The sequence below is a fragment of the Sulfitobacter mediterraneus genome (genome assembly GCF_016801775.1).
GTDB classification, from domain to species: Bacteria; Pseudomonadota; Alphaproteobacteria; order Rhodobacterales; family Rhodobacteraceae; genus Sulfitobacter; species Sulfitobacter mediterraneus_A.
The window spans coordinates 19944-44921 of sequence record NZ_CP069004.1; the positions used below are offsets into that span (position 1 = coordinate 19944).

The 24978-nt window shown below is 58.4% G+C and carries 21 protein-coding genes; 13 read left to right on the top strand and 8 right to left on the bottom strand.

What is annotated here, in order from left to right:
* The first annotated feature begins 50 nt into the window (after positions 1-50).
* The 4 genes from JNX03_RS00040 (at position 51) to JNX03_RS00055 (ending at position 6786) form a co-directional block, all read left to right on the top strand.
* Positions 51-1100 (top strand): TIGR03032 family protein, encoded by a 1050-nt coding sequence (locus tag JNX03_RS00040; protein WP_203210475.1) that lies wholly within the window; start codon positions 51-53, stop codon positions 1098-1100.
* A gap of 263 nt (positions 1101-1363) precedes the next feature.
* Complete coding sequence (locus JNX03_RS00045) at positions 1364-4579, top strand: CHASE domain-containing protein (protein WP_203210476.1); 3216 nt, start codon at positions 1364-1366, stop codon at positions 4577-4579.
* A 149-nt stretch (positions 4580-4728) separates the two neighbouring features.
* Positions 4729-6396: a PAS domain-containing sensor histidine kinase gene (locus JNX03_RS00050; RefSeq protein WP_231024094.1), complete on the top strand. Its 1668-nt coding sequence runs from the start codon at positions 4729-4731 to the stop codon at positions 6394-6396.
* A 12-nt stretch (positions 6397-6408) separates the two neighbouring features.
* Positions 6409-6786 carry a response regulator gene (locus JNX03_RS00055; RefSeq protein WP_203210477.1) on the top strand — a complete coding sequence of 126 codons (378 nt, stop codon included), beginning with the start codon at positions 6409-6411 and terminating at the stop codon, positions 6784-6786.
* A gap of 83 nt (positions 6787-6869) precedes the next feature.
* Here JNX03_RS00055 and JNX03_RS00060 read toward each other — a convergent pair whose 3' ends face one another.
* The 4 genes from JNX03_RS00060 to JNX03_RS00075 all read right to left on the bottom strand — a co-directional run bounded on the left by JNX03_RS00060 (position 6870) and on the right by JNX03_RS00075 (position 9904).
* Positions 6870-7226, bottom strand: coding sequence for an Hpt domain-containing protein (locus JNX03_RS00060; RefSeq protein WP_231024095.1), 357 nt, complete (start codon positions 7224-7226; stop codon positions 6870-6872).
* Positions 7223-8194, bottom strand: coding sequence for a response regulator (locus JNX03_RS00065; protein ID WP_203210478.1), 972 nt, complete (start codon positions 8192-8194; stop codon positions 7223-7225). Before JNX03_RS00065 ends, JNX03_RS00060 begins: the two co-directional genes overlap by 4 nt.
* A 213-nt stretch (positions 8195-8407) precedes the next feature.
* Complete coding sequence (locus JNX03_RS00070) at positions 8408-9250, bottom strand: NAD-dependent epimerase/dehydratase family protein (protein WP_203210479.1); 843 nt, start codon at positions 9248-9250, stop codon at positions 8408-8410.
* A gap of 42 nt (positions 9251-9292) precedes the next feature.
* The gene (locus JNX03_RS00075) at positions 9293-9904 is read right to left on the bottom strand and encodes a 2-hydroxychromene-2-carboxylate isomerase (RefSeq protein ID WP_203210480.1); all 612 of its coding nucleotides are present in this window, start codon (positions 9902-9904) and stop codon (positions 9293-9295) included.
* Between the two features lie 159 nt (positions 9905-10063).
* Between JNX03_RS00075 and JNX03_RS00080 the strand changes: the two genes are divergently transcribed.
* From JNX03_RS00080 to JNX03_RS00105, 6 genes are all read left to right on the top strand, one after another.
* A complete protein-coding gene (locus JNX03_RS00080) occupies positions 10064-10606 on the top strand; it encodes a sigma-70 family RNA polymerase sigma factor (RefSeq protein ID WP_203210481.1) in 543 nt (180 codons plus the stop codon).
* The gene (locus JNX03_RS00085) at positions 10603-11295 is read left to right on the top strand and encodes an anti-sigma factor (RefSeq protein WP_203210482.1); all 693 of its coding nucleotides are present in this window, start codon (positions 10603-10605) and stop codon (positions 11293-11295) included. The genes JNX03_RS00080 and JNX03_RS00085 overlap by 4 nt, the downstream gene beginning before the upstream one ends.
* A 130-nt stretch (positions 11296-11425) precedes the next feature.
* Positions 11426-11971 (top strand): fasciclin domain-containing protein, encoded by a 546-nt coding sequence (locus JNX03_RS00090; RefSeq protein WP_203210483.1) that lies wholly within the window; start codon positions 11426-11428, stop codon positions 11969-11971.
* Between the two features lie 185 nt (positions 11972-12156).
* Entirely contained in the window at positions 12157-13137 is a 981-nt protein-coding gene (locus JNX03_RS00095; protein ID WP_203210484.1) for a membrane dipeptidase, read from the top strand.
* Positions 13134-14777: a hypothetical protein gene (locus tag JNX03_RS00100; protein ID WP_203210485.1), complete on the top strand. Its 1644-nt coding sequence runs from the start codon at positions 13134-13136 to the stop codon at positions 14775-14777. Before JNX03_RS00095 ends, JNX03_RS00100 begins: the two co-directional genes overlap by 4 nt.
* Complete coding sequence (locus JNX03_RS00105; RefSeq protein WP_203210486.1) at positions 14774-15265, top strand: hypothetical protein; 492 nt, start codon at positions 14774-14776, stop codon at positions 15263-15265. Before JNX03_RS00100 ends, JNX03_RS00105 begins: the two co-directional genes overlap by 4 nt.
* Before the next feature lie 93 nt (positions 15266-15358).
* Here the strand turns inward: JNX03_RS00105 and hrpB are convergent, their stop codons facing one another.
* Positions 15359-17773, bottom strand: coding sequence for an ATP-dependent helicase HrpB (hrpB, locus tag JNX03_RS00110; protein WP_203210487.1), 2415 nt, complete (start codon positions 17771-17773; stop codon positions 15359-15361).
* Between the two features lie 78 nt (positions 17774-17851).
* On the opposite strand from hrpB, the gene meaB reads away from it, so the two are divergent.
* A complete protein-coding gene (gene meaB, locus JNX03_RS00115; protein ID WP_203210488.1) occupies positions 17852-18826 on the top strand; it encodes a methylmalonyl Co-A mutase-associated GTPase MeaB in 975 nt (324 codons plus the stop codon).
* 14 nt (positions 18827-18840) lie between these two features.
* Here the strand turns inward: meaB and JNX03_RS00120 are convergent, their stop codons facing one another.
* The 3 genes from JNX03_RS00120 to fsa form a co-directional block, all read right to left on the bottom strand.
* Positions 18841-19791 carry a tyrosine recombinase XerC gene (locus tag JNX03_RS00120; protein WP_231024096.1) on the bottom strand — a complete coding sequence of 317 codons (951 nt, stop codon included), beginning with the start codon at positions 19789-19791 and terminating at the stop codon, positions 18841-18843.
* Entirely contained in the window at positions 19788-20495 is a 708-nt protein-coding gene (locus tag JNX03_RS00125; protein WP_203210489.1) for a DUF484 family protein, read from the bottom strand. The genes JNX03_RS00120 and JNX03_RS00125 overlap by 4 nt, the downstream gene beginning before the upstream one ends.
* Before the next feature lie 179 nt (positions 20496-20674).
* On the bottom strand, positions 20675-21328 hold the full coding sequence (fsa, locus tag JNX03_RS00130) for a fructose-6-phosphate aldolase (protein ID WP_203210490.1): 654 nt from the start codon (positions 21326-21328) through the stop codon (positions 20675-20677).
* Between the two features lie 103 nt (positions 21329-21431).
* Here fsa and JNX03_RS00135 point away from each other — a divergent pair, with 103 nt between their 5' ends.
* Both JNX03_RS00135 and JNX03_RS00140 read left to right on the top strand, forming a co-directional pair.
* A complete protein-coding gene (locus JNX03_RS00135) occupies positions 21432-23627 on the top strand; it encodes a primosomal protein N' (RefSeq protein ID WP_203210491.1) in 2196 nt (731 codons plus the stop codon).
* A 115-nt stretch (positions 23628-23742) separates the two neighbouring features.
* Complete coding sequence (locus JNX03_RS00140) at positions 23743-24975, top strand: MFS transporter (protein ID WP_203210492.1); 1233 nt, start codon at positions 23743-23745, stop codon at positions 24973-24975.
* Positions 24976-24978 lie beyond the last annotated feature (3 nt).

A 24978-nucleotide genomic window follows, 5' to 3' on the forward strand; every position in this document is an offset into this window, starting at 1 on the left:
GCGGCCTGTGATATTAGGCAAGCTCCAGCCCCTTCGGGGAGGGAGAGATCATGACAGATACCCCACTGTTTTCACTGACCGGATCAGAGTCTTTCGCTGCGTGGTTGGCAGGGCAGGATCTGTCGATTGCGTTTACGACCTATCAAATCGGCAAGTTGTTTTTGGTTGGCGCCCAGTCGAACGGGAAGCTGGCGGTCTTTGAACGCACCTTTGATCACTGCATGGGCTTGGGGGTGGGGCAACGCCGGTTCTGGATGTCCTCTCTCTATCAGCTTTGGCAGTTCGAGAACTTCCATGATCAAGGCGTCATTCAGGATGGCTTTGATGCGACCTACGTCCCGATTGCAGGCCATACCACAGGCGACATTGACGTGCATGATATCCACGTACAGCCGGATGGCACACCGCTTTTTGTGGCCACGCGTTTCAATTGCCTGGCGACGCTCAGCCATACGGGCAGCTTTGCCGAAGTTTGGCGGCCCCCTTTTATTGATCGGCTGACAGCCGAAGACCGTTGCCACCTTAATGGCATGGCCGCGGATGACATGGGGCCACGCTATGTCAGCCTTGTTGGCCAAACCAACGTCGCCGATGGCTGGCGTGACCATCGCCGGGACGGGGGCATGGTTTTGGATGTGGCAAGCGGGGCACCCGTTGCGGCCGGGCTGTCCATGCCGCACTCCCCGCGTTTGCATCAGGGACGGCTATGGATTTTGCAAACCGGCACTGGCGAATTTGGCGAGATGGATCTTGCAACCGGCCGGTTCAACCCGATTTGTTTTTTGCCCGGCTTTGCGCGTGGATTGTCCTTTGTCGGCGATCATGCGGTCATCGGCCTGTCGCGCCCGCGCGAGAACCGCACGTTTGAAGGGCTCATGCTTGATGCCCGCTTGGCGCAACAGGGGCTGAGCCCAAAATGCGGGCTGTGTGTGGTGAACCTCAAAACGGGCGAGTTGGAGCACATGTTGCAGATCGAAGGCGTGGTGCAGGAACTTTATGACGTGGCAGTGCTGCCTGATGTCAAACGGCCAAGGGTGCTGGGTTTTCGAAGCGATGAAATCCGGTTTTTCCTCCGCCCTGAAAGCCAGCTTGGTCGGTGATGCGCTAGCAAAGGCGTTGTTCTTGTTTCAACCATGAATAGAGAGAAATTACGGCTGGGTTAATCTTGGGTTAATTTTGACGGGCGAAAGTGCTTCAGTTTACTGCTCTTGTCTGTTCTCACCGGAAAATTGATTGATTGGTTGAAAAAACCTACTTATCAACTGAGGATAGAAAAGAACAATTGACTTGATTTGGTGCGGGGTCGTGATCGAAGCAGAAGCTTTGCACCGCTCGGCAGTCACAAAAAACAAGGTGCGATCAATTGCGCAAACTTGAGATTCTGCTGGGATGTGTGTGTGTTCTGGTCATCCTCGGCCTTTTTGCAAACAGCGTTCGCACGAACGCCAAGGTTGCGAACGCTGAATTCCGGCGCTTGACGGATGACAGTATTGATAGCCTGCAAGTCCGGATGAGCACCTATCTGAGCAGCCTCAATGCAACGGCCGCGTTCCTGGAATCCTCTAGCGAAGTGACACGCGCCGAATTCGATCGGTTTGTTTCTCAGCTGGAAATCGAGAGATATCTGCCGGGGATCAACGGCATTGGCTATATAACCCCCATTCAGTCGGGTCAGGAACAGCAACTGGTTGATGAGATGGCCGCTCTGGGTGAGCCGGATTTGAACATTCATCCGCTGACTGACAACGCGCAAAAGTACATCATCAACCGGATTTCCCCGATTGGCCCCAATGTAGAGGCGCTCGGCCTTGATATCTCGTTTGAAGAAGGTCGCAGAAATTCGGCCAATGCGGCGCGGGAAACCGGATTGCCGCAACTGACGCCGCGCATTTTGTTGGTGCAGGAACACAGCAGCCAACCGGGCTTTCTGTTGCTTCGGCCTGTTTATTTTAACGACACAGGCGAAGTGCGGCCCGATCCGGCGGTGTCGCGTTTCAAAGGGTTTGTCTATGCCCCGTTTGTGGGCCGCAATCTGCTGACCAACCTGACCGCCAATCAAGGGGTTGTTTACCAATTTTCTGTGTTTGATGGCACCACGACAGACATGGACCAGTTGATTTACGCCAGCGAAACCGACAGCGAAGCGCCGAGCGGAAAATATACAGCGACCTATACATTTGAAAACTACGGTCGCAAGTGGACGGTGCTGTATGAAAGCACGTTGCCGTTCGAGGCAACGTTCCGCAACACCATGGCCTGGACGCTTTTGATCGGCGGTTTGGTGTTGTCGGCGATGCTGGTCTTTTCGGTGCGCAGCCTGCGCATACGGGGCGATGCAACCCATGAGCTGGCTCAATTGCGCGAGCGTCAGATCAGTGCCCGCGAGGAAGAGAACCGCGCCGTTGTCGAAAACGCTGTGACGGCTGTCTTTATCCTTGATGGGCAGCGAAAGATCCTTTTCGCAAACCAGGCTGCACAAGAAAGCTTTGGGTATTCTCCTCGGCAGATCAAAGGGTTGCTCTTTGACGATCTGGTGTCGGCGGCGCACGATCAGGATGAGACATCCGGCGTTAACGCCACAGGCACCACCCGCGAAGGGGCGGAGCTGGTCCTGGATCTGCACTACAATGAATGGACCACCTTTGAAGGGGCTCCCCGCGTCACTGCGATTGTGCGCGATCTGACCCGCGAAACCGAAGCCCGCGAGGAGATACGGATCACCAAGATCCGCTATGATCAGGCCTTGCAGGGGGCGGGGATCGGCGTTTTTGACGTGAACCTTGAGACCGGTCATTCCGATGTCACGGACACATGGCGCGAGATCATGGGAGTTGATCCATCAGAAACCGACATTGACGCACAGGACAACTTTCTAAGCCGTGTGCATGCGGAAGACCTACCTGTGTTGCTGGCCAACGACGCCGCCTGTATCGAGGGCAAAACCGCCCGGTCCATTTCAGAATACCGGATCAAGTTTTCGGACAACGAATGGCGCTGGATGCGATCAGAGGCGGTCGTGGTGAACCGCAACAAAGAGGGCAAAGCCCTCAGGATGATCGGCACGCAAGCCGATATTACTGAACTGCACAATTCCAGACATGCGCTTGAGGCCAGCGAAAAACGTTTCCGACAGGTGCTGTCGGCCGCGCCGATTGGCATGGTGCTGATGGACAATAACGGTAGATTTCTTGGGGTGAATGACGCGTTCTGCGCCCTTGCCGGCTACAGTGAAGAAGATTTGCTGGCCAATGTGCGCATGCCGGACATGATGTCCAAGGACGAACGCAAGAAGCTTTATTCAGCGATCAGCGATTTGATGAACAGCGATGGCAGCCATGTTTACACCGGGGAACATCGCATCGTGAACAGCAATGGAACCGAGCGCTGGGGCTTGTTTCACACGACTTGGGCCTATGACAAAAACAAGGACGAACACTATTTTATCTCGCAGATCATCGACATCACCGACCAGAAAAAGATCGAGCAGATCAAGAATGAATTTGTCTCAACCGTCAGCCACGAGTTGCGCACACCTTTGACCTCGATCAAGGGCGCATTGGGGCTGGTTCTGGCCACTGGGTCGGATCAGCTGGAAGATGCCAAGAAACGCCTGATCGACATCGCGCTGTCCAATACCGAACGCCTGACGACCATTGTGAACGACATTCTGGATCTTGAGAAGATTTCATCCGGCGAGGTGGATTTTGTCTTTCAGGATCTCGACATGACAGCATTGATCAACGAGGCGGTGCGGGAGAATTCGCCATTTGCAACCACCCACAAGAACACCTTGCGATTTGAGCACCCGGACAAGCCCTTGAACGTCAGTGCCGATTTCAACCGGAGCAAACAGGTGCTGGCCAACCTCATCTCGAATGCCTGCAAATATTCAGACCCCGAAACCGAGGTGTTGATAAAGGCCGAGCAATTGGAAGGCAAAGTCATTGTCTACATTCAAAACCGCGGTCCAGGCATTCCTGACAACTTTAAGCCGCTGATGTTCCAAGCCTTTTCCCAAGCCGATAGCTCTGACACACGTGCGAAGGGGGGCACCGGACTTGGCTTGAATATCACCAAACAGATCGTGACGCGCCACCAGGGCGAAATAGGCTTTGAAAGCACGCCCGATGGCATCACGGTCTTTTGGTTCACCTACCCGTCCACCGCCGAAGATACGCTGGATGATCCCGTTGCGGCACCCAACGTCAAGCGCCTGCCGAGGCGCGGAAAAGCCCGCGTGCTGCATATTGAAGACGATTACGACTTTGCCGAAGTGGTCAAATCCGGCCTGTCAAAGGTGGCGGATGTCACCCATGCCGGCAGTCTGGAAGAAGCCCGAAAATGTATCAAGAACGGCAATCTGGATCTGCTCATCGTGGATTGGTCTCTGCCTGACGGGGATGCCTCTGAACTGTTTGATGACATTGACCAAATCCTCCCGAATGTCACGGTTCTGGGCTTGTCTTCAGACGGCAACAGGCGCCGCGACAGCCGGGTGACGGTCAATTTGGAGAAATCCCGAACAGAATTGTCGACAATTGCGGAATATGTCTCTTCTCGGATGGCGAAAGTGTCTTAAAGACCGGATTGAGGGTCCTTTTTATTTAAAAATGTTGCCGCTGCCACATTCTTGCCAGTTTGCTTGTGCAAGGTTTCAAAAATGTTGAGTTGCGTCCCGGTCATTTAAGCGGGCGAAAGCGATACAGATTTGAGTATGAGGGCAGGATTGTGGCAGACATTATTTCTAGCAAGACCTCCGCAAGGGCCTTCGCCGTCGGGACATTGGCGGCGACAGGTTGGTATGCGATTACCAGCGCCCTTATGGCGTCCCCTTCGAGTTTCCTGCTGGACATGTTCATCCCCATTGGCGGCGCGATCGCGCTGGCGGGTATGATTCCGGTTTTCCTGAACCGCCATGCGGTCAAACAACAAGCCAACATCGACAATGTCGCCTTGACCCAACGCCTGGGCGTTCTGGACCGGCATGTAATGGTCAATGTGGTCGACACAAATCATTGTGTGAGCGAAGCGAACGACCAATTTCTTGATGTGACCGGCTATGCACGTGACGAATTGATCGGTCAGCCTGTTAAAATTCTCTATTGTGAAAGCAATGGACAATCCAAGGCGGATGAGATCCGCAAGACTTTGCTGCGCGGCGAGACATGGCAGGGTGAGACCCCGTTGCGCCGCAAGAACGGCACTGTGATGCACACGCATACAACTGTGATTCCGTTGTTCGATGCATTGGGAGAATGGACCGGGTCCATTGCCGCGCGCACGGACATCACGCGCACGAAAAAACTGCTGGCCGAGCAAGAAACAATGGAAACATTGGAAGAGCTCCGCGATGACATCTGGATTGTCGATGCCGACAGCGAGCGCTTTACTTATATGAACAGGGCGGCAATGCGCCGCACCGACTGGACCAAGAGTAATTACAAGGAAAAATCACTGGGTGATATCGCCCAGGACCGCGGCGCGAAGGCTATTGTCAGCGCCTGCCGGGAGCTGAAAGAAAATGGCGAGGGCATGACCCATTTCGAAACGGTTCTGAAGGGCAGACCGTTTTACGTCAGCATCAAGCTGCTGCGGGTCAAAAATGCCGAAGACCGGTTCCTGATCTTGCTGAACGATATCTCTGACCGCGTTGCCGAAGAACGTAAGAAATCCGATTTCATCGCGATGGTGAGCCACGAATTGCGTTCGCCTTTGACCTCGATCAAGGGGTCCATGGGACTGCTGTTGTCCAATGCCACCGGCGAGCTGCCGGACAAAGCGCTGGCACTGCTTGGCATTGCACACCGCAATGCGGATCGTTTGGTATTGATTATCAACGATATTCTGGACCTTGAGAAAATCTCTGCCGGTCGCATGGACTTTGATCTGCAAGATTGTGACATGTCCGACCTTGTACGCGAAACCAACCATGCCACCGAAATGCTGCAACAACGCTTTGCGCTTCAGGTGGAAACCAAGGGCATCGACAAGCCAATTCCGGTCAAGACAGATTCCACCCGGATCATTCAGGTGTTGACCAACTTCATGTCCAACGCCTGCAAATTTTCCAAGCCGAACGGCAAGATCGTCATCGAAGTTCAGCAGCTTGATGAAAGCCTGCGGGTGTCCGTCACGGACGAGGGTCCGGGCATCCCAAGCAGCGATCATCACAAGATTTTTGAACGCTTTGCAGATCTGGAAAATTCGGATAGATCTTCTAAAGGTGGTACAGGCTTGGGTTTGAGTATTTGCAAAGCCATCGTGGAAAGTCTAGGAGGCACTATAGGCTTTGAAACGGAAGAGAATGTCGGAACGACGTTCTATTTTGTTCTCCCGCAGACGCAGTGCGCAGAAGATGGCGACAGGGCAGAAGAAGAGTTCCGCGAAGCCTCGTAAAAGGGAACGCAGATGATCAACTTACTTCATGTCGAAGACGATGCTGATATCCGGGAAATTGCGATGATGGCGCTGGGCATCTCGGGAGAGTTTGCCATTATTCAATGCGAATCCGGGGATGAGGCATTGTCCGAAGTTGAAAACTCAACGCCGGATGTCATCCTGTTGGACATGATGATGCCGGGCATGACCGGTCTTCAGACACTGCAACACATGCGCAAGATGCCCCATTTGGCCGAGGTTCCGGCGATCTTTATGACAGCCCGCACCCAACAATCGGACATGGATGAACTGCGGGCGATAGGCAATGTCGAGGTGATCACCAAGCCGTTTGACCCGATGACCCTGTCCGATCAGATCAAAGAGGCGATGGCCAAGATCGACGCCTGACACTGCGATCACTTTCAAAACAACCTGAGAAATGCAAAAGGGCCCGCGCGGGCCCTTTGTCGTTCTACCTCAATTTTGATCAATCAACTCGGGTGGGACACAGCCCGGCATTGCACGACGAATTCATCCAGTTCCACAATCAGATCACCAGGGCAGGTCAGCGATCTGCCATCGTTGTCTTCGAGGTGTTTGATGATGCGGATCTCGCAGGCGCGGGCGGTGTCGCCCAAAGGACCAAAGCCCAGCGATCCGGCTGTGCCGGCAATCTGGTGCAATGTGGCTTGTGCCGCGGCAAGGTTGGTCTTGATGTCGTCGGGGTTCTTTGCGTCCCATGCTGCAACGGTATGAGACGCGATTTGCTCGCGCCGTTCGGCCAGAAGGTCGATAAATCGAGTCCGAATTTCGGACATGCCGGGTAATTCGTAATTGAACCGTTTCACGCTGTTTGCCCCATCTGCCAAAAATCATGTTTGGATTGCTCAAAGGCCAAGCTGGCATTTTCGGCACTGGCATGGGCCTGCGCCATCGCATCCATCAGGGAGGCGCCAGATTTCCAGATCAAACGCACGGCTTCGCCAGCACTCACGCGGGCCTGCAAACGTTCGCCTTTGTTGTTGTAGAGCTCGGTCTGCGCAAGCGACAGATTCACCGCATCCATCAACCGGCCCATGTCAGGACGCCAGCCGCTTTCAGTGATGCACACAAAGGTGCCATTTCCGGCGTAGGACATCAGGTATTGATGGCCCTCAAGCGTGTCGGAAATAATCTCCGCCACATCAGAGATCAGGCTATAGAACTCGAAAGAGCTGAGGCTTTGATGGAATTGGAGCACTTCACGGATGGTAAAGGCAAAGGTCGTCGAGCCGAACAAGGCGCTGCGCGACAGTTGTTCAACGTAGTTTTCCATCGCCATATAATCGATGACGTTTTCCACGTCATAAATCGAAATCGGCTCATAAAGCTCCACGTGGGCTTCTGGTTCTGCCAGCCCCTGCGTTGCGAAAATCTTGCGATTGCGTTCCCGGCGGGACTCGACAAGCCCTTCAACCATCGTGACACGTGCGGTCAGCTCTGCAATGTCGAATGGCTTGGTAACGTAGTCAGTGGCTCCGGCTGCAAAGGCCGCGTCCACGTAACGTTTGTCCGCCATCGCGGTCAGCATCAGAACAGGCGTGTCCGCATAGGTGGACATGCTGCGCACAGACCGGGTCAGGCTGATCCCGTCCATTGCGGGCATTTGAACGTCAAAAAGGAAACAATCGAATTCGGGGGTGTTGGGATTTTCGAGAACAACCAGCGCTTCTGTTGCGCTGTCCGCTGTGGTCAGATCATGATCGCCGATTGCCATCACGAACTGCGTGAGCAATTCGAGAATGATCGGATCATCGTCTACCGCCAGGATTCTCATCTCAAACTCCAAAAACCGTTTATATGCGCCAAAAGCTTTGACTGCGATGTTACCAATCTGAACGGGAAACATGGCCTAATTTGGGCGGAGATCAGAAAATTCTGAATTCTAGGTCAAATTATCTGCAATTATTTACATCGCTTTAACCCACCCCCCTCTAAACGGGGGGCGGGCGTGTAGGAAATGGTACGTTCGGCCTCATTTATTACCAAACTACATGGTTTTCTTGTCATTCACGATTTTCATCTGTGCGATCCCGCTCTGCCCCAAATCAACTTTGGCAAAAGGTCCGCCCTGCAACATTTCGGCAGGATCGGTCAAATCGGGGGCAGGGGTTTCAGCCAGCACTTTTTCGGCAAATTGTTCGGCGTTGTCCTTGGGCCGATAGCCGAGGAACGATGCCTTGGTGTTGTCGACCGGGGCGCGGTCATTGTTGGACACACCGTAAATGATGCTGAATCCGACCGATGGTGTATCGACCGCCCGCGTGACCAGATGGATCAAATCATCATAAGACAGCCAAGACCCCAAAGCCCGGGCGTTGTTGACCTGTGCCGCGCTCAGGATGCGCAGATGCACGGATTCCAGCCCGCGTTTGTCCCAGTACATGCTGCCCAGATCTTCGGTGAAGCATTTGGCGAGGCCGTAGAATGTGTCCGGGCGGTGCGGCGCGTCAACGCCAATGAAGTCGGACTTCTTGTGCATCCCGACGGCGTGGATAGACGACGCATAGACAATCCGGCGTACGCCCTGTTGATACCCGGCCTCCCAGATGTTGTAGGAGCCGACAAAGTTCGGGCCAAGCAACTCCTCAAAAGGTTTTTCGTCCACGATGGCACCAAAATGTACAACCATTTCAGCGCCTTCCAGAACCGGAAACACCGCGTCATAGCTGGCCAGATCAGCTTGCTCATAGGTCTCATTTGGGTGGAGCTTGCCAATATCATCGGCGATATCGGTGCTGACCAACGTGTCGCACATCTGGCTCAGTGGCTCGCGCAGATAAGAGCCAAGCCGCCCCGCGGCACCGGTGAGAACGATTTTCTTGAGTTTCATGAGATGTCCTTTCGAATGGTGTGAACCCGTGGCGATCAGGGCCTAGGCGGCAAAGGGTTTGTCCAATGCCCGCGCCACCATGTCCAGCCGGTCCTGACCATAAAACATGTCCCCGCCGACGAAATAGGTGGGCGAGCCAAAGACGTTTCGGGCAATGGCCTCTTGGGTGTTGGCATCATGCTGGGCCTGCACTGCATCCGTTTCGGCGGCCAGCAACAGGGCGTTTCCGTCCAATCCAATTTGCTCGGCAAGTGTGATCAAGGTGGCCCGATCGGCAATATCCGCATCATCCCGCCAATGGGCTTGCAAGATTGCCTTGCTCAGCGCGGGCGCATGATCGTCCGATGCGATGATCATTCCATTGGCCAAATGCAGTGGATTGTCATGAAACGTAGGACGATGGCGGATCATCGGCAGACCGCGCCATTCGGCCCAACGCACCATCTCGCGCCCGAAGAAGTAATCGACATGCGCCTGCGTCCGGTCCTTGAACCGCCTGCCGCCTGCCGCATCCATCACCGGCATAAAGTCAAACGGCCGGTGCTGAACCTGCGCCCCTGCGGCCTTTGCAATACGGTCAAGCTCCCATGCGCCAAGATAGGCATAGGCGGAATGGGCAGAATAGAAATACTCGATAATCGGCGTCGCTGGCATGGCGGGGCTTTCTGTTGCAGATGGCAGATGCGGCAACCTAATCAGGTCTGGCGCAGTGAGGAAAGCCAAAGACATGTGGCAGGGGGAAAAGTGTGGATTTGACTTCTGCGCCGCGCAGGTCATCTTTGGTCAACACCCTAGGAAATAGGCAACACCGGCATGGATCGCCGCGAAATTGAAAACCTGATTGCCCGCGTCGCGCTCAAAGACCGCGCGGCCTTTGACATGCTTTATGATCAAGTGAGCGCGAAACTCTTTGGGGTTTGCCTGCGTGTCTTGTCCAAACGGGCCGCGGCTGAGGATGCGATGCAGGACACTTTTGTCAAAATCTGGAACAATGCGGATAGATACCAATCAAATGGTCTGTCTCCGATGACTTGGCTGATCACCATTGCCCGCAATACCTCGATCGACCGTTTGCGCGCGCGGAAAAGCGGGCATCAGGACATTGACACACCGGGGCTTGAGCTGTCTGCGCCCGGTCCGTCGCCGGAACAGGCCGCCGTTGCCGGATCAGAGGCCAAGCGGTTGATTGGCTGTCTTGATGCGCTTGAGCCGGATCGCGCCTTGGCGGTGCGCGGAGCCTATCTGGACGGGCAAAGCTATGCCGATCTGGCGGATCGTTTCAACGTACCGCTCAACACGATGCGTACATGGTTGCGCCGCGGCTTGATTGCCCTGCGGGAGTGTATGAGCCAATGACCGCACCGCAGGAAATCCCGCCGGAAGATGATGCGTTTCTGGCGGCAGAATATGCGCTCGGCCTTTCCGAAGGCGAAGATCTGGCCAATGCTCGGTTCAAGCTGGCCAATGACCGCCAGTTCGCGATCAAGGTGGCCGCATGGCAAGAAAGCTTTGCACGGCTGACGGACGATATCGCCCCGGTAAAACCGCCGCGCAAGATCAAGAAAAAACTGCTCAAGGACCTCTTCCCGAAACAGCAGGTTCCATTGCTGGAACGGCTCTGGGTGTGGAAGGGTATCAGCTTTGCTGCGATCGGATTGCTTGCCTATCTCGCCATTCCGATGCTGCGCCCCGCGCCGCCAGAAGTGCAGGTGCCGATACTGGCGGCACAACTCAAAGGGCAAGCCGGCCCGCTTGAACTTCTGGCCATTGTTGAGGCAGGCAGCAACGAGGTTGGATTGCGCCGCGTCGCAGGCGCTGCGCCCGAGGGGCGTGTGCTAGAGCTTTGGGCGATTTTGCCAGAGCAACCACCGTTGTCTCTCGGCGTGCTGCCGCAGGCGGAGGTCATGCGCATTGCATTGCCTGATGTGCTGTCTGGTCAGTTGGAACAAGTCACCCTCGCCATCACGGATGAGCCCATTGGCGGCGCGCCAGGCGGCAGCCCGACGGGCGAAATTCGCGCTCTTGGTGCTTTGGAAGAAATTTAAAAGGCCTGAACTCAAGGTCTTGCTGAAATTCGCGAGAGAATTTCAACTATTTTGAAACTCTCCGCCACCCCGCTCCGTATCTTCATTACAAGCCGCCGAAGGGGCGGCGTTTTTGGAGGTAACGACCACAATGTTTCACAAATTTGCAATAACCGCAGCAGCAGCCCTGATAGCAACCGCATCTTTCGCAGCCAACCCCGATGTGGGCGGCGCGGCGATGTTCGAGAAAAAGACAATCGTTGAAAACGCGGTCAACTCTGCCGATCACACAACACTTGTAGCCGCGGTCAAAGCCGCAGGTCTGGTGGACACTTTGAATTCCGAAGGGCCATTCACGGTCTTTGCACCCGTCAACTCCGCCTTCGAAGCGCTGCCAGCGGGCACCGTTGAAACGCTCCTGAAGCCAGAAAACAAGGATATGCTCGTCAAGGTTCTGACGGCCCATGTGGTGCCGGGCGATTGGTCAGCGGCGACCATCGCGGCCAAGGCAAAGGCATCCAATGACGGGTTCTATCACTTCAACGCAGCCTCAGGCGATGCGCTGTCCGCACAGGTGCGGGGCGGCAATGTCTATATCTATGACGAAAGCGGCAATGCCGCCAAAGTCACCATCGCTGACGTCAAACAATCCAATGGCGTGATCCATGTCGTCGATCATGTCCTCGTACCGAAGTAACCAGTGCCGCAAGTGACCACCCCACTTGCTTAAATGGTGCCACCGGACCGATGTGCCTGCATGTCGGTCCGGTTTGTATTTCGCGCCGCAAACGCAACGCCACTTGATCAGGAGCGACGCTGCATTTTGACCTACAGGTCGTTTTCTGTGTTGAGAAAATGCTGCGCCGGACGCATGCTGACGTTATGAAAGCCCCCCTGATTGACAATCTGCAATATGCCAATTTCTCTCCCGCGATCTTCGAACAGATGCGGCAGGGCGGTGTGGATGCAGTGCATGTGACCATCGCCTATCACGAGAATTTTCGCGAAATGGTGCTGAACCTTGAACGCTGGAACCGCTGGTTTGAGGACCATCCCGATCTGATTTTCAAGGGCACAAGCGCCGCTGATGTGGAACTGGCCCAAGAAACCGGACGCACCGCGATCTTCTTCGGCTTCCAAAACCCCAGCCCAATCGAAGACGACATCGGCCTTGTCGAGATTTGCCATCAACTTGGCATCCGGTTCATGCAGCTGACCTATAACAACCAATCCTTACTGGCCACGGGCTGTTATGAGGAGGACGACACCGGACTGACCCGCATGGGCCGCGAGGTGGTGGCTGAGATGAACCGCGTCGGCATGGTGGTGGACATGTCCCATTCTGCGGACCGCTCCACGTTGGAGGCGATTGACCATTCGACCCGCCCGATTGCCATCACCCATGCCAATCCGCATTGGTGGCATGCCGCGCTGCGCAACAAATCAGACGAGGTGCTCAAAGCCTTGACCAAGGCAGGGGGGATGCTTGGCTTCTCGGTTTATCCACACCACCTCGCGGGCGGCTCTGATTGTACGATTGAGAGCTTCTGCACAATGATCGCAGAGGCGGCTGACCGATACGGGGCGCAGAACCTCGGTATTGGCACAGATCTTTGCCAGAACCAGCCCGACAGCATCGTCACATGGATGCGTGTGGGCCGCTGGACCAAGGGCATCGACTATGGCGAAGGATCCGCCAGCAACGCGGGCTTTCCCCCGATGCCAAACTGGTTCAATGACAACCGCGATTTTGGCAACATTCGCAATGGCTTGACCAATGCGGGGCTGAGCGTTGCCGAAGTTGACGGGATCATGGGCGGCAACTGGGCGCGGTTCTACAGCGAAAGTTTTGGCCCGGCATGAAGGACGATGTGATCCCACCACAAATGCCCCTGCGCCCTCCCGATGAGGTGATGCGCCTGGCGCGGATGGGATCGATGTTTCCCACCCGGCTGTCGTTTCTGCGCAGTATGATCCGGCGGCTGGCACAGGAAAACGCCCATGTCGCCCGCCCGGTCTGGAACATGGACGCAGACGGTTTTGGCCATGCTGTTTATTCGCTGCGATTTGGCGGTCATGTATATTCTCTGGTGGCCATCTCTACCGATCTGCCACCTGAGTTGCGCACGGATCGGGTGATCGCCACCGCGTGGGACAGTGCCTATGTCCTTTATGACGGGGTGCCGGACGAAGCAGAAATCGCCCGGATCGCCGCTGCCGCCCCCAAACAGGAGGCGGCCCGGTTCACCGAACGTGATCTGGTTCTCAGCCGTGCCAACAAATCCGTGCGGCTCTTTGCCCATGTGGTGCAGGCCTTGCAGGATGGTCAGCAACCGGATGAAAAGATGATCCGCGACGTAGGCTATCTGATGCGCACCACGGCGGTCTATGGCAACGGCAAATTTGGCATCGCGGATCGGGCGTTGATCGCGGATCGCCCCGGTCTGGAAGGGCCGTTCGCTGCTGAAATGCTGACGGTCTGGCTGATCCGGCATTTCACCCATGATCTGGTCGAACATGTGGGCGGCGCCAAGCTGGATCCCCGGATCAAGCGCCATCTGGGCATCGGCAATTCCACCGGCCTTGGCATGGCGCCGTTTCTGGTGACCCATCCGGTGCTGCTCAACAATTGGATGATGGCGCGTGAGACTGCATTGGCACGGGTCCGCGCCATTGAAACGCTCAGCCCAGCCCAGCAGGACCGCCTGATGCAACTGGCCATCCGCGCCGCACGGCATCTGGCGGAATGGGATGTACCGGACCCCGAACATCAGGCCCGCATCGTGACCTTGCGGGCGGATTGGCAGTCGGTCCTGTCAGATCTGAAATTTGATGGCACGCATCCGCTGGACAAAGCGATGGAACAGGCCGCCCGCTTCAGCTTTGATGTGCAGGAATTGATGGCGGCACTGGTGATCGAACCCTTTGGTGATCTGGTCGACGGCCTGTGCGGTTGCATGGCCGACCCGCAAGGCCCGTTTTGCCCGCCGCTGACGGGCACCGCCGCCCTGCAAGACAGCATCCGCAGCCACTTCAATTGGGCGCTTGTGCCGGATTACGATGCAGACACCGGCTGCGGCCAGTTCTGGTATGTGTCTGAAGCGAAACAGGAACCCCGCCTTGGCCTGCGCTTTTCCGAGCCCGGCGCAGAACTGGAAAGTCCGCTGGACATCGGACGTCAGATCAAAGCGCTCCAGATGGCGCTGCCGGATGAGGATCAACCCATTTCAACCTTCCTGTCGGACCACCCGCAGCACGCCATGGCGGTGGAGCGTGTGCAACTGGGCGCGGTGCATCCCTATGCCGAGATCCGCGATAACCTGATCGCGACCTCCTGCCTGCCCATCGACATGCTGCGCTGCAAACTGTCGTTCTTTGGCGCGTCGAAATTTGACCCCAAATCGGATCGCTGGACCCGGATCACCCTGTGTCAGGGCGCGCCGCTTGCGGATGAATTGAACGCATCAGCAGATGACTGGTGGCTGCCGGTGTTTGCCCCATGATCGGTTCCGCAAATGAAGTGATGAACCTTGCCGCAAAGGCCGCGCGCGGTGGTGGCGCCCCCGTGGCGCAGGCCTATGCCTTTGGCCGGGCTGCGGCCTGCCACCTCATTGCGGGCCGTCCCGCCGCGGATCTGGGTGCGGCGCTTGACGCTCTGCCAAACGGCCCGATCCTCGATCTGCCGGTGCTGCTGATGGCCTGCGCCGAAGCCCGGCAGCATGAGGCAATGATTCCCGCCGGTCCACTGCCCGAACTCACGCTGAGCTATGCCCAAACCCAATCCTTCGCCTGCACCGCGATACTCTGCGGCAGTCAACTCACTGTATCCCAGACCTTCGATCAACAGGCCGTCCAAACACCCGCCAAACGCGTCACATTGCCCGATACACTGGCGGCTAAAATGCAAACTCTCGCGGCCCGCCTTTTGGTTCCCGAAACCGAAGCCTCCCGCCTTGCCGGGGCAGGGGCCGGTCTGACCGACAACGACTGATCCCCCCTTTTTGGCCCTAAATATTCTTGGGGGGTTTGGGGGGCAAACAGCCCCCCATCACCAAAATAGAATGCGGCGCAGCCGCACATCCTATCACGTCCCGCGCGGCTTGGCCCGCAGGGTCGGATCGGCCACGGTGGGGTCTTCGGGCCATGGATGGCGCGGATAACGCCCGCGCATGTCCTTGCGCACATCCAGATAAGAGCTGACCCAGAACCCCGGCAAATCGGTTGTCACCTGTACCGGGCGCTGGGCGGGGGACAGCAGGGTGATCTGCAAGGGTTGCCCTGCGATTTGCGGATGCCGTGTGACGCCAAACACCTCCTGCAATCGCAGCGATATCTGCGGCTGCGCACCGGAATAATCTATTGGAACCTTGCGGCCCAGCGGCGTTTCGAAATGCGCGGGGGCGGCGCGGTCAAGCGCTTGGGTCTGATCCCAATCCAGTCGCCCGCGCAGGGCTGGCAAAAGATCAAACCCCTTCCAGTCCCCCGCGCTGCGCACCCCTGTCAGATGCGGCAAAAGCCATTCCTCCAGTGTCGCCATCAAATGCGAATCGGAAAAGTCGGGAAACCCTTCGCCCATCAGGGCTGCCCGCGACAAAAACCGCTGCGCTGCGGCGGAGGGCAAGAGCCCCAACTGCCGAACGCCGTCCAGCATCGCCAGCGCCACAGCCTCTGGCGGTGCGTCTGGCCAGTTGCGATCTTCCAGAACCAATGCGCCAAAACGCTGCTGCTGGCGGGTCAACACACGGTTTTCGCGTCGCGACCAGGTGCAGACATCCTGCCACAGGATCTGATCTTCAAACACCTCGCGCAGATCGGCCTCGCTGATCCGGGCGGCTTGCCGAACCTTGGCCTCGCGCGGATCACCATCGAGATCGGTGGCCACGATCAAACGTTCCCCCGCCATCGCATCGCCCTGCGGCATCACTGCCCCTTTGCCGCCAGACAGCACATAGCGCGGCGCGTCCCCCTTGCGGCGCAGGCCGACCCGGTCCGGATAGGCCAGGGCCGCCAAAACCCCGATATCGTCAGAACCGGGGCCGTTCTGGCCCTTCGCCAGCCGCTTGGCCTCCTGCCGGATGCGGGCCAGCGTTGGCGCATGGGCCTGCGCCGCGCCGCCTTGGCCGCGAATGGCCGCCATGCGCAAGGACAGATCGACACCCGCGCCGCGCAGCGGATCACGTTCCGCCAGCAGCGCCGCCAATGTCGGGGCCAGCGGGCCGCCTTTGGCCACCATATGCGCCAGCCGGGGATGCAGCGGCAGCCGCGCCAAGGCCCGCCCATGTGCGGTGATCCGGCCCTGAGCGTCCAACGCTTCCAACATCCGCAGCACATTCTGCGCCTCGGCCAGACGCCCCTCATGGGGCGGCGTAACAAAGGCCAGATCGTTTGGCTGCGCCCCCCAAAGCGCCAGTTCAAGCGCAAATCCGGTGAGATCTCCCGCCTCAATCTCGGCGGGCGGGTAGGCGGCCAATGCCCCTTCTTCGCCCTTGGTCCACAGCTTGTAGGCCACTCCTTCGGACATCCGGCCCGCGCGGCCCGCCCGTTGTGTGGCCTCGGCGCGGGTGACCTTATCCGTGACCAGTCGGGACATGCCGGAGGCCGCGTCAAACCGCGCCCGACGTGCCCGCCCGCCATCCACGACGATCGTGATGCCTTCGATCGTGAGGGAGGTTTCTGCAATCGAGGTGGCCAAGACCACCTTGCGCCCCGTTTGCGCAGGGCGGATCGCGGTCCGTTGCGCTTTGAAATCCATCGCCCCGAACAGCGGCGCGATGGTGCAGTCTTTCGGCACCTGCGCGGCCAGCAGGCTTTCAACCCGCCGGATTTCGCCTTCCCCCGGCAGAAACACCAGCGCCGATCCCTTCGCCTCCGCCAGCGCGGTCAGAACCAGATCAGAGACCGCATTCTCAAAGCGCTCTTTGCCAATTGGGCGAGACAACCAGCGCGACTCAACAGGAAAAGACCGCCCCTCGGATGTCACAATCGGCGCCTGCATCAGCTCGGCCACCGGGGCGGCGTCCAGTGTCGCAGACATCGCCACCAGCATCAGATCATCGCGCAGCGCCCCGGCCACCTCAAGACAGAGCGCCAGCCCCAGATCGGCATTGAGGGACCGTTCATGAAATTCGTCGAAAATTACCGCGCCGACACCGGGCAGATCCGGATCACCTTGCAACATGCGGGTCAAGATACCCTCGGTCACCACTTCGATGCGGGTCTCTTTGCTGATTGCCGAGGCACCGCGCACACGGTAGCCGACGGTCTGTCCGACCTCTTGCCCCAAAGTGGCCGCCATCCGCTCCGCCGCTGCGCGCGCGGCAAGGCGGCGCGGCTCCAGCATCAGGATGCGCCCCTCGGTCAAACCTGCCTCCAGCATGGCCAGCGGCACACGGGTGGTTTTACCCGCACCAGGCGGCGCTTGCAGCACCACGCGGCCTGTGCTGCGCAGGGCGGCAAGGACCTGCGGCAATACGTCGTCGATGGGCAAAGCAAATGACATAGCGCTTTATCAGGGAAACAGAGGGCCGCGCCAAGGGCAGGGGATGGACATTTCACCGCTGTCCCGCGAAAAAGCGGCATGGATATTCAAGACCTTGCCCAACGGGTCACCGCCGGAGAGCGCCGTGCCCTTGCCCGCGCGATCACATTGGTTGAATCGGCCCGCGACGATCATCGCGCGGCGGCAACTGATCTGCTCGCCGCATTGCCGCAGGACCGTCAGGCGCTGCGCATTGGCCTGTCCGGCACGCCGGGGGTGGGCAAATCGACTTTTATCGAGAGCTTCGGCATGATGTTGACCGCGCAGGGAAAGCGCGTAGCGGTGCTTGCGGTTGATCCGTCGTCGTCGCGCTTTGGCGGGTCGATCTTGGGCGACAAGACCCGCATGGATCATCTCAGCCGTGATCCAAATGCCTTTATCCGCCCGTCCCCCAGCCAGACCCACCTGGGCGGCGTGGCCCGCCGCACCCGCGAGGCCGTGCGCCTTTGTGAGGCGGCCGGCTTTGATGTGGTGTTGATCGAAACCGTGGGCGTCGGCCAATCCGAAACCGTTGTGGCGGAAATGTCTGATCTGTTCTTGTTGCTGCTGGCCCCGGCAGGCGGCGATGAATTGCAGGGTGTCAAGCGCGGCATCATGGAAATGGCCGATGTGATCTTGGTCAACAAGGCGGATGGCGATTTGAAAGCCGCCGCCACGCGCACCTGCGCCGATTATGCCGGCGCCCTGCGTCTGCTGCGCAAACGGCCGCAAGATCCCGATGGCTACCCCAAGGCGATGACCGTTTCGGCACTGCAGGAAAACGGACTGGGCGAGGCTTGGGAGGCGCTGGAAAACCTCACGGACTGGCGCCGCGCCAATGGGTTTTGGGACAGCACCCGTGCCGCCCAGGCGCGGTATTGGTTCAACGAAGATGTAAAACAGCGGCTCTTGGCACGATTGCAGGCGCCCGACGCGCAGGCCGCATTGGCCGATCTGGGGGATAAGGTTGCCGAAGGCGCGGTTGATCCGGCAGCAGCGGCGCAAGATTTTGTAGATCAGCTTGGCAGGGCGTAACCCGCTTTCGGTGCCTAACCCGCCTTGGGATGCGCCTTGTTGTAGACTTCCATCAAACGTGCGGTATCAACCGCCGTATAGGCCTGTGTCGTCGATAGGGACGCATGGCCCAGCAATTCCTGAATGGCCCGCAAATCGCCGCCGGCATCCAGCAGATGCGTGGCAAAGCTGTGGCGCATCGCATGCGGCGTTGCGGTGGCGGGCAGACCAAGCTGCATCCGCGCATCTGCCATCACCTGCGCAATTGCACGCGCCCCAAGTGCACCGCCCCGAATGCCCCGAAACAGCGGCGCTTCGTCTGACTGCATATGCGGGCAGAGCCGCAAATACTCGGCCACCGCCGCCTGCGCGGCAGGCAACACCGGAACCACGCGTTCTTTGCCACCCTTGCCAACGATCCGCAGCACGTCGGGCAGGGGCGCATCGGCACCGCGCAAGCCCAAGGCCTCGGATATGCGCAAGCCGCAGCCCCATAGCAGGGTCAACACTGCCACATCCCGCGCCGAGACCCATGGCCGGTCTGACTGGATTTCGACGCAGTCGAGCAATGCCTTGGCCGCATCTACCGCCAAGGGGCGCGGCAGCTTCTTGGTGAACTTGGGCGACCGGGTGGACAAAACTGCCGTTGGCTCAAACCCTTCGCGCTCGGACAGCCAGCGATAGAAGGCTTTGACCGAGGACAGCTTGCGGGCCATCGAACGCGGCCCGACATCGCCCGAACGGGTCTGCGCCATCCAGCTGCGCATGTCGGATATGGTGATCTTGGACAAAGCCCCCAAACCTTGGGCGTCACCCTTGTGGACGGTCATAAAAGCGAGAAATTCGGCAACATCACCCTGATAGGCGGTCAGCGTGTTTTCCGCCGCGCCTTTGAGCGCCCTTTGCTGGGACAGCCAGTTTTGCAGGGCATCGCGTGCCGCTGGGCTGATCAGCCCGGGATGTTCGGATTTGGCAGGGCCGCTCAAGACAGCCAGCGGCGCATCGCACGCTCAAACACGCCGGTAAAGAAAGCCAAAAGATCGGTGCCCTGCTGCGGGCCGAACATATGTGGATCTTCTGCCCCAAAGACCAGCAAACCGGGCAGGCGGCCTTCGCCGAAGTCCAGTTTCAGGCAGGCCTCTGAGCGAATCCAGTTGGCCTTTTCGCCAAAGATCTCTTCTGATCCGTCCTGAACACCGCGCAAAGTCACCTGCCGGGGCGGTGTGCTGCGCCCGCGTGTCAGGTAATCGTCGATGAACCCCGGCTCGGCCACACTGAGAACCTCGCCCAGCCGTTTGACCGCCGGGTCATTGTCATTCTGAACCGATTCCAGCACCAGTTTGACCGTATCCACCCGCAGGATTTCTGCAACTTCGCCGCCCAGATCGCGCAGGAAGGTCTCAAACTCGACCGGATCAAGCATCCGCAGGATCGCACGGTGGATCTGGTTGGTGCCCGCCAGATTTTCATAAGCGGCGGCAATCACACTGCGGTGGGTGTCTTCAAGCCGGTCCAGACGGCTTTCCAATCGTTCCATTGCGATGCCGCGCAAATCGACGATATTGCCGCCCATCGCCTTTTCATTGGCCGCGATCAGGGCCTGCATCACATCGCTGTCATCCAAAATAACATTGGGCTGTGTGATGATCGCCTCGCGCAGGGCGTCATCAATCTTGGGATTGCTGCTCATGGTCGTCTCTTTTTTATTTGCGCCCGTATAGCATGGTTGCAGAACGAAATCTGCCCCCCGTCGCGTTCTTTTTTGCCTGCGCCTTGGCCCTGTGTCCAAAGGGAGTCATTTCGTCTCAAAACAAACCCGCCGCAGCGGCATGCGCAACGGCGGGTCAGCTCACCAAAGGCGGGCGTTTCTCAAAGGATGTTCTGGCCGGTCTTGGCCCAGTCTTTCATGAACTGGTCAAGGCCCTTGTCAGTCAGCATGTGGTTGGCCAGCTTCTTGATCACCTCTGGCGGCGCGGTCATCACATCAGCCCCGATCAAGGCGCAATCCTGCACGTGGTTCACCGACCGGATCGAAGCAGCAAGGATCTGGGTGTCAAAACCGTAGTTGTCATAGATCGTGCGAATGTCCTGGATCAGTTCCAGACCATCAAGATGGATGTCGTCCAGACGGCCAATGAAAGGGCTGATAAAGGTCGCGCCGGCCTTGGCCGCGAGCAGCGCCTGATTGGCCGAGAAGCACAGGGTGACGTTGACCATCTTGCCTTCGCCGGACAGCACTTTACAGGCTTTCAACCCGTCCCATGTCAGGGGCAGTTTAACGGTGATATTGTCCGCAATTTCGGCCAGTTTGCGGCCCTCGGCGATCATTGCGTCCGCTTCCAGTGCGACCACTTCGGCGCTGACGGGGCCATCCACCAGATCACAGATCTCTTTGGTGACTTCCAGAATGTCGCGTCCTGATTTCAGGATCAGCGACGGGTTGGTGGTGACGCCATCCACCATGCCCAGATCGTTCAGTTCGGCAATGGCGTCGATTTCGGCGGTATCTACGAAAAATTTCATCTCAGTGTCCTTGCGCTTGAGGAAGGGAGCCTTGATCCTGCCTTTACCGCATGATCTGACCTGCTTAAACCCTGAAAACCCCTTTGTCTGATCGGAGCCCTTGGTGAGCACACCGGAATTTTATGACCATGGCGCCCTGGTCGCGGTGTTGACCACGCAGCCCTTGGGAAAGGCGCTGGATTACAAAGCGCCGGAGGGTGGCTGTTTTCTGGGTGCCTTTGTCGAGGTGCCGCTGGGTCCGCGCAAGGTTCTTGGTGTGGTTTGGGGGCCGGGGCAGGGTGATTATGATATCGCAAAGGTACGCCATGTGATCCGGGTGGTTGATGCGGCACCGATGCGCAGCGAGATGCGCGCGTTTTTGACCCGCGCAGCAGCCTATACCCTGACCCCGATGCCCGCGATGCTGCGCCTTGCGACCCGTGCGCCGGGGCTGGGCGATCCACCGTCGATGCGCAAGATCTACCGGCGCGGCAGCGGCACGCCGCCGCGCATGACAGATGCCCGCAGCCGTGTTCTGGAGACGCTGGAAGAATACGGCGATCTGGCCTTCACCCTCAAGGAACTGGCCGAAATGGCCGGGGTCACGCCTTCGGTGGTCAAGGGATTGGCGCAATCCGGCGCGGTCTTCGAAGAAGACAGCCCGCGCGATCTGCCTTTTCCGCGCCTTGACCCCGCTTTGCCGGGCAAGGAACTGACCGAAGATCAGGCCAAGGGGGCGGAGATGCTGGCCGAGGCCGTCCGATCAGAGACCTACGGCACAACATTGCTGCGCGGGGTGACAGGGTCAGGCAAGACCGAAGTTTATCTCGAAGCGGTGGCCGCCGCATTGCGGGCCGGCCGGCAGGCGCTGGTTCTGCTGCCGGAAATTGCCCTGACCGAACAATTCCTGCACCGTGTCGAGGAGCGCTTTGGCGCAAAACCTGCCGAATGGCACTCCGGCGCGACCATGACCGAGCGGCGGCGGATCTGGCGGATGGTCGGGCAGGGGCAAGCCCAATTGGTGATCGGGGCACGCTCGGCACTGTTCCTGCCCTATCAGAACCTTGGCCTGATCGTCGTGGATGAAGAACACGACAGCTCCTACAAACAAGAGGAGGGTGTCCTTTACAATGCCCGCGATATGGCCGTGCTGCGGGCCGCGATCTGCGGGGCGCAGGTGGTGCTGGCTTCGGCTACACCCAGCCTTGAGACATGGGCCAATGTCGAGGCGGGCAAATACCGGCGGCTTGATCTGACTTCTCGTTTTGGTCCGGCGGTGATGCCGACCATGGGCGCAATCGACATGCGCGGCGAAGCCTTGCCAAGCGACAAATGGGTGTCACCGAGCCTGCAAGCCGAAGTCAACAAACGGCTGGAGAAAGGTGAACAAGCGATGCTGTTCATCAACCGCCGCGGCTATGCGCCGATCACGCTCTGCCGGGCCTGCGGGCATCAGATCGGCTGCGATCATTGTGATGCGCGGATGGTGGAACACCGGTTTCTCAAGCGGCTGGTGTGTCACCAGTGCGGCGAAAGCAAACCCATGCCAGAGGCCTGCCCGTCCTGCGAAGCGGTGGACAAGCTGGCCCCGGTGGGGCCGGGGGTGGAACGGCTGGGCGAAGAGGCACTGGCGCTCTGGCCCGATGCCAGGGTGGCCACGCTCAGCTCTGACATGTACGGATCGGCGCGGGCGCTCAAGGCCGAGATTGCAGGCATCGCGGCGGGCGCGGCGGATATCATCATCGGCACGCAACTGGTGGCCAAGGGGCATAATTTTCCCAATCTCACGCTAGTCGGTGTGATCGACGCGGATCTGGGGCTCATGGGCTCTGACCTTCGCGCGGCAGAGCGGACCTTTCAACTGATGCGGCAGGTGGCGGGCCGTGCAGGCCGGGCCGAAGCGCCGGGCACGGCCCTTTTGCAAACGTACCAGCCGGAACATCCGGTGATCCGCGCCATTCTGGCCGGTGACGAAGAAGCCTTCTGGAGCGCCGAAGCAGGAGAGCGCAAACAAGCAGGGGTGCCGCCCTATGGCCGGATGGCCGGTATCATTCTCAGCGGGCCGGATGTGGCGCAGGTGTTTGATGCAGGCAATCTTCTGGCCCGCCAGGACGGCCCGCTCAGGGCCATTGGGGCGCAGGTCTTTGGCCCGGCCGCCGCCCCGATTGCGCGGGTGCGAGGGCGGCATCGGGTGCGATTGCTGGTCAAGGCGGACAAAACCGCACCTTTGCAAGAGGCCTTGGCCCGCTGGGTTGCGCAGGTCCGGTTGAAGGGGGATTTGCGGCTGGCTGTGGATATTGATCCGCAAAGTTTCTACTAGATTTCAATGCGGATGAGTTTTTTGGCCAATGAAGCAGGGAGGCTGTGCGTCCTTGCACGGATATGCCCGTGTTTTGGGTCTCGTCAATTCTTGGCGGTAGGCGTATTGAACCCCTATGGCACAGTATATCACCCTTCAAGACGCCAAGGCGCTCCCGTTCTGGCGGCGGCCCGTGGCGCTGCTCTTCCTGATGGCTTTGGCGATGCCCATCGCCTTCAACACCTGGTCGGCGCTGCTGAACAACTTTGTGATCGAGGTCGCGGATTTTGACGGCTCGGATATCGGGCTGTTGCACACGGTTCGGGAAATTCCGGGGTTTCTGGCCGTTGGCGTGATCGCCATTATCGTTTTTGTGCGTGAACAGGTGCTTGGGCTGGTGTCCTTGATCCTGTTGGGCGTTGCCACTGCCGTGACGGCGTGGTTTCCCTCGATGGGCGGCATTCTGACGATCACCATGCTCAGCTCTATCGGGTTTCACTATTACGAGACCGTCAACCAGTCGTTGCAGTTGCAATGGCTCAAGATCGAAGACGCCCCGCGCATGTTGGGATGGCTGATGGCGGCGGGATCTCTGGCCACTTTGGTTGCCTATCTGGCGATCATGGCGCTCTGGGAGACGCTGAATCTGACCTACAATATCGTCTATTTGATCGGCGGCGGTGCTACCGTTTTGATCGCGGTGTTTGCAATGCTCGCCTATCCACAGTTCGAAGCCCCGACCGTGCAGATCAAGAAAATGGTTCTGCGCCGCCGCTATTGGCTCTATTACGCGCTGCAATTCATGTCGGGCGCGCGGCGGCAGATCTTTGTTGTTTTTGCCGGCTTCATGATGGTCGAACGCTTTGGGTTCGAAGTGCATGAGATCACCACGCTTTATCTGATCAACCTGATTGCCAATATGATCTTTGCCCCGCTGATGGGCCGGGCCGTGGGTTACTTTGGCGAACGCAAGGCGCTGGGCTTTGAATACATCGGGCTGATTTTGGTGTTTCTGAGCTATGGAGGTGTCTATTATCTCGGCTGGGGCGTGATGGTGGCTGCGACGCTATATGTGCTGGACCACATGTTCTTTGCCCTCGCGCTGGCGCTCAAAACCTATTTTCAGAAAATCGCCGATCCGGCGGATATTGCACCCACGGCGGCAGTGGCCTTTACCATCAATCACATCGCGGCGGTGTTTCTGCCCGTGGGGCTGGGCCTTTTGTGGCTGCTCTCACCCGCTTTGGTCTTTTTGTTGGCGGCAGCCATGGCGGCGGTTTCGTTGATGCTGGCGATGTTGATCCCGCGCCATCCCGAACCGGGGCATGAGACGATATTCTCGCGCCCGCTGGCGCAGGCGGCGGAGTAATCC

Excerpts from the sequence above, each read along its gene's own strand:
- JNX03_RS00040 (WP_203210475.1), top strand. The coding sequence starts at position 51 with ATGACAGATACCCCACTGTTTTCACTGACCGGATCAGAGTCTTTCGCT.
- JNX03_RS00055 (WP_203210477.1), top strand. The coding sequence starts at position 6,409 with ATGATCAACTTACTTCATGTCGAAGACGATGCTGATATCCGGGAAATT.
- JNX03_RS00065 (WP_203210478.1), bottom strand. The coding sequence starts at position 8,194 with ATGAGAATCCTGGCGGTAGACGATGATCCGATCATTCTCGAATTGCTC.
- JNX03_RS00070 (WP_203210479.1), bottom strand. The coding sequence starts at position 9,250 with ATGAAACTCAAGAAAATCGTTCTCACCGGTGCCGCGGGGCGGCTTGGC.
- JNX03_RS00075 (WP_203210480.1), bottom strand. The coding sequence starts at position 9,904 with ATGCCAGCGACGCCGATTATCGAGTATTTCTATTCTGCCCATTCCGCC.
- JNX03_RS00080 (WP_203210481.1), top strand. The coding sequence starts at position 10,064 with ATGGATCGCCGCGAAATTGAAAACCTGATTGCCCGCGTCGCGCTCAAA.
- JNX03_RS00085 (WP_203210482.1), top strand. The coding sequence starts at position 10,603 with ATGACCGCACCGCAGGAAATCCCGCCGGAAGATGATGCGTTTCTGGCG.
- JNX03_RS00090 (WP_203210483.1), top strand. The coding sequence starts at position 11,426 with ATGTTTCACAAATTTGCAATAACCGCAGCAGCAGCCCTGATAGCAACC.
- JNX03_RS00095 (WP_203210484.1), top strand. The coding sequence starts at position 12,157 with ATGAAAGCCCCCCTGATTGACAATCTGCAATATGCCAATTTCTCTCCC.
- JNX03_RS00100 (WP_203210485.1), top strand. The coding sequence starts at position 13,134 with ATGAAGGACGATGTGATCCCACCACAAATGCCCCTGCGCCCTCCCGAT.
- JNX03_RS00105 (WP_203210486.1), top strand. The coding sequence starts at position 14,774 with ATGATCGGTTCCGCAAATGAAGTGATGAACCTTGCCGCAAAGGCCGCG.
- hrpB (WP_203210487.1), bottom strand. The coding sequence starts at position 17,773 with ATGTCATTTGCTTTGCCCATCGACGACGTATTGCCGCAGGTCCTTGCC.
- meaB (WP_203210488.1), top strand. The coding sequence starts at position 17,852 with ATGGATATTCAAGACCTTGCCCAACGGGTCACCGCCGGAGAGCGCCGT.
- JNX03_RS00125 (WP_203210489.1), bottom strand. The coding sequence starts at position 20,495 with ATGAGCAGCAATCCCAAGATTGATGACGCCCTGCGCGAGGCGATCATC.
- fsa (WP_203210490.1), bottom strand. The coding sequence starts at position 21,328 with ATGAAATTTTTCGTAGATACCGCCGAAATCGACGCCATTGCCGAACTG.
- JNX03_RS00140 (WP_203210492.1), top strand. The coding sequence starts at position 23,743 with ATGGCACAGTATATCACCCTTCAAGACGCCAAGGCGCTCCCGTTCTGG.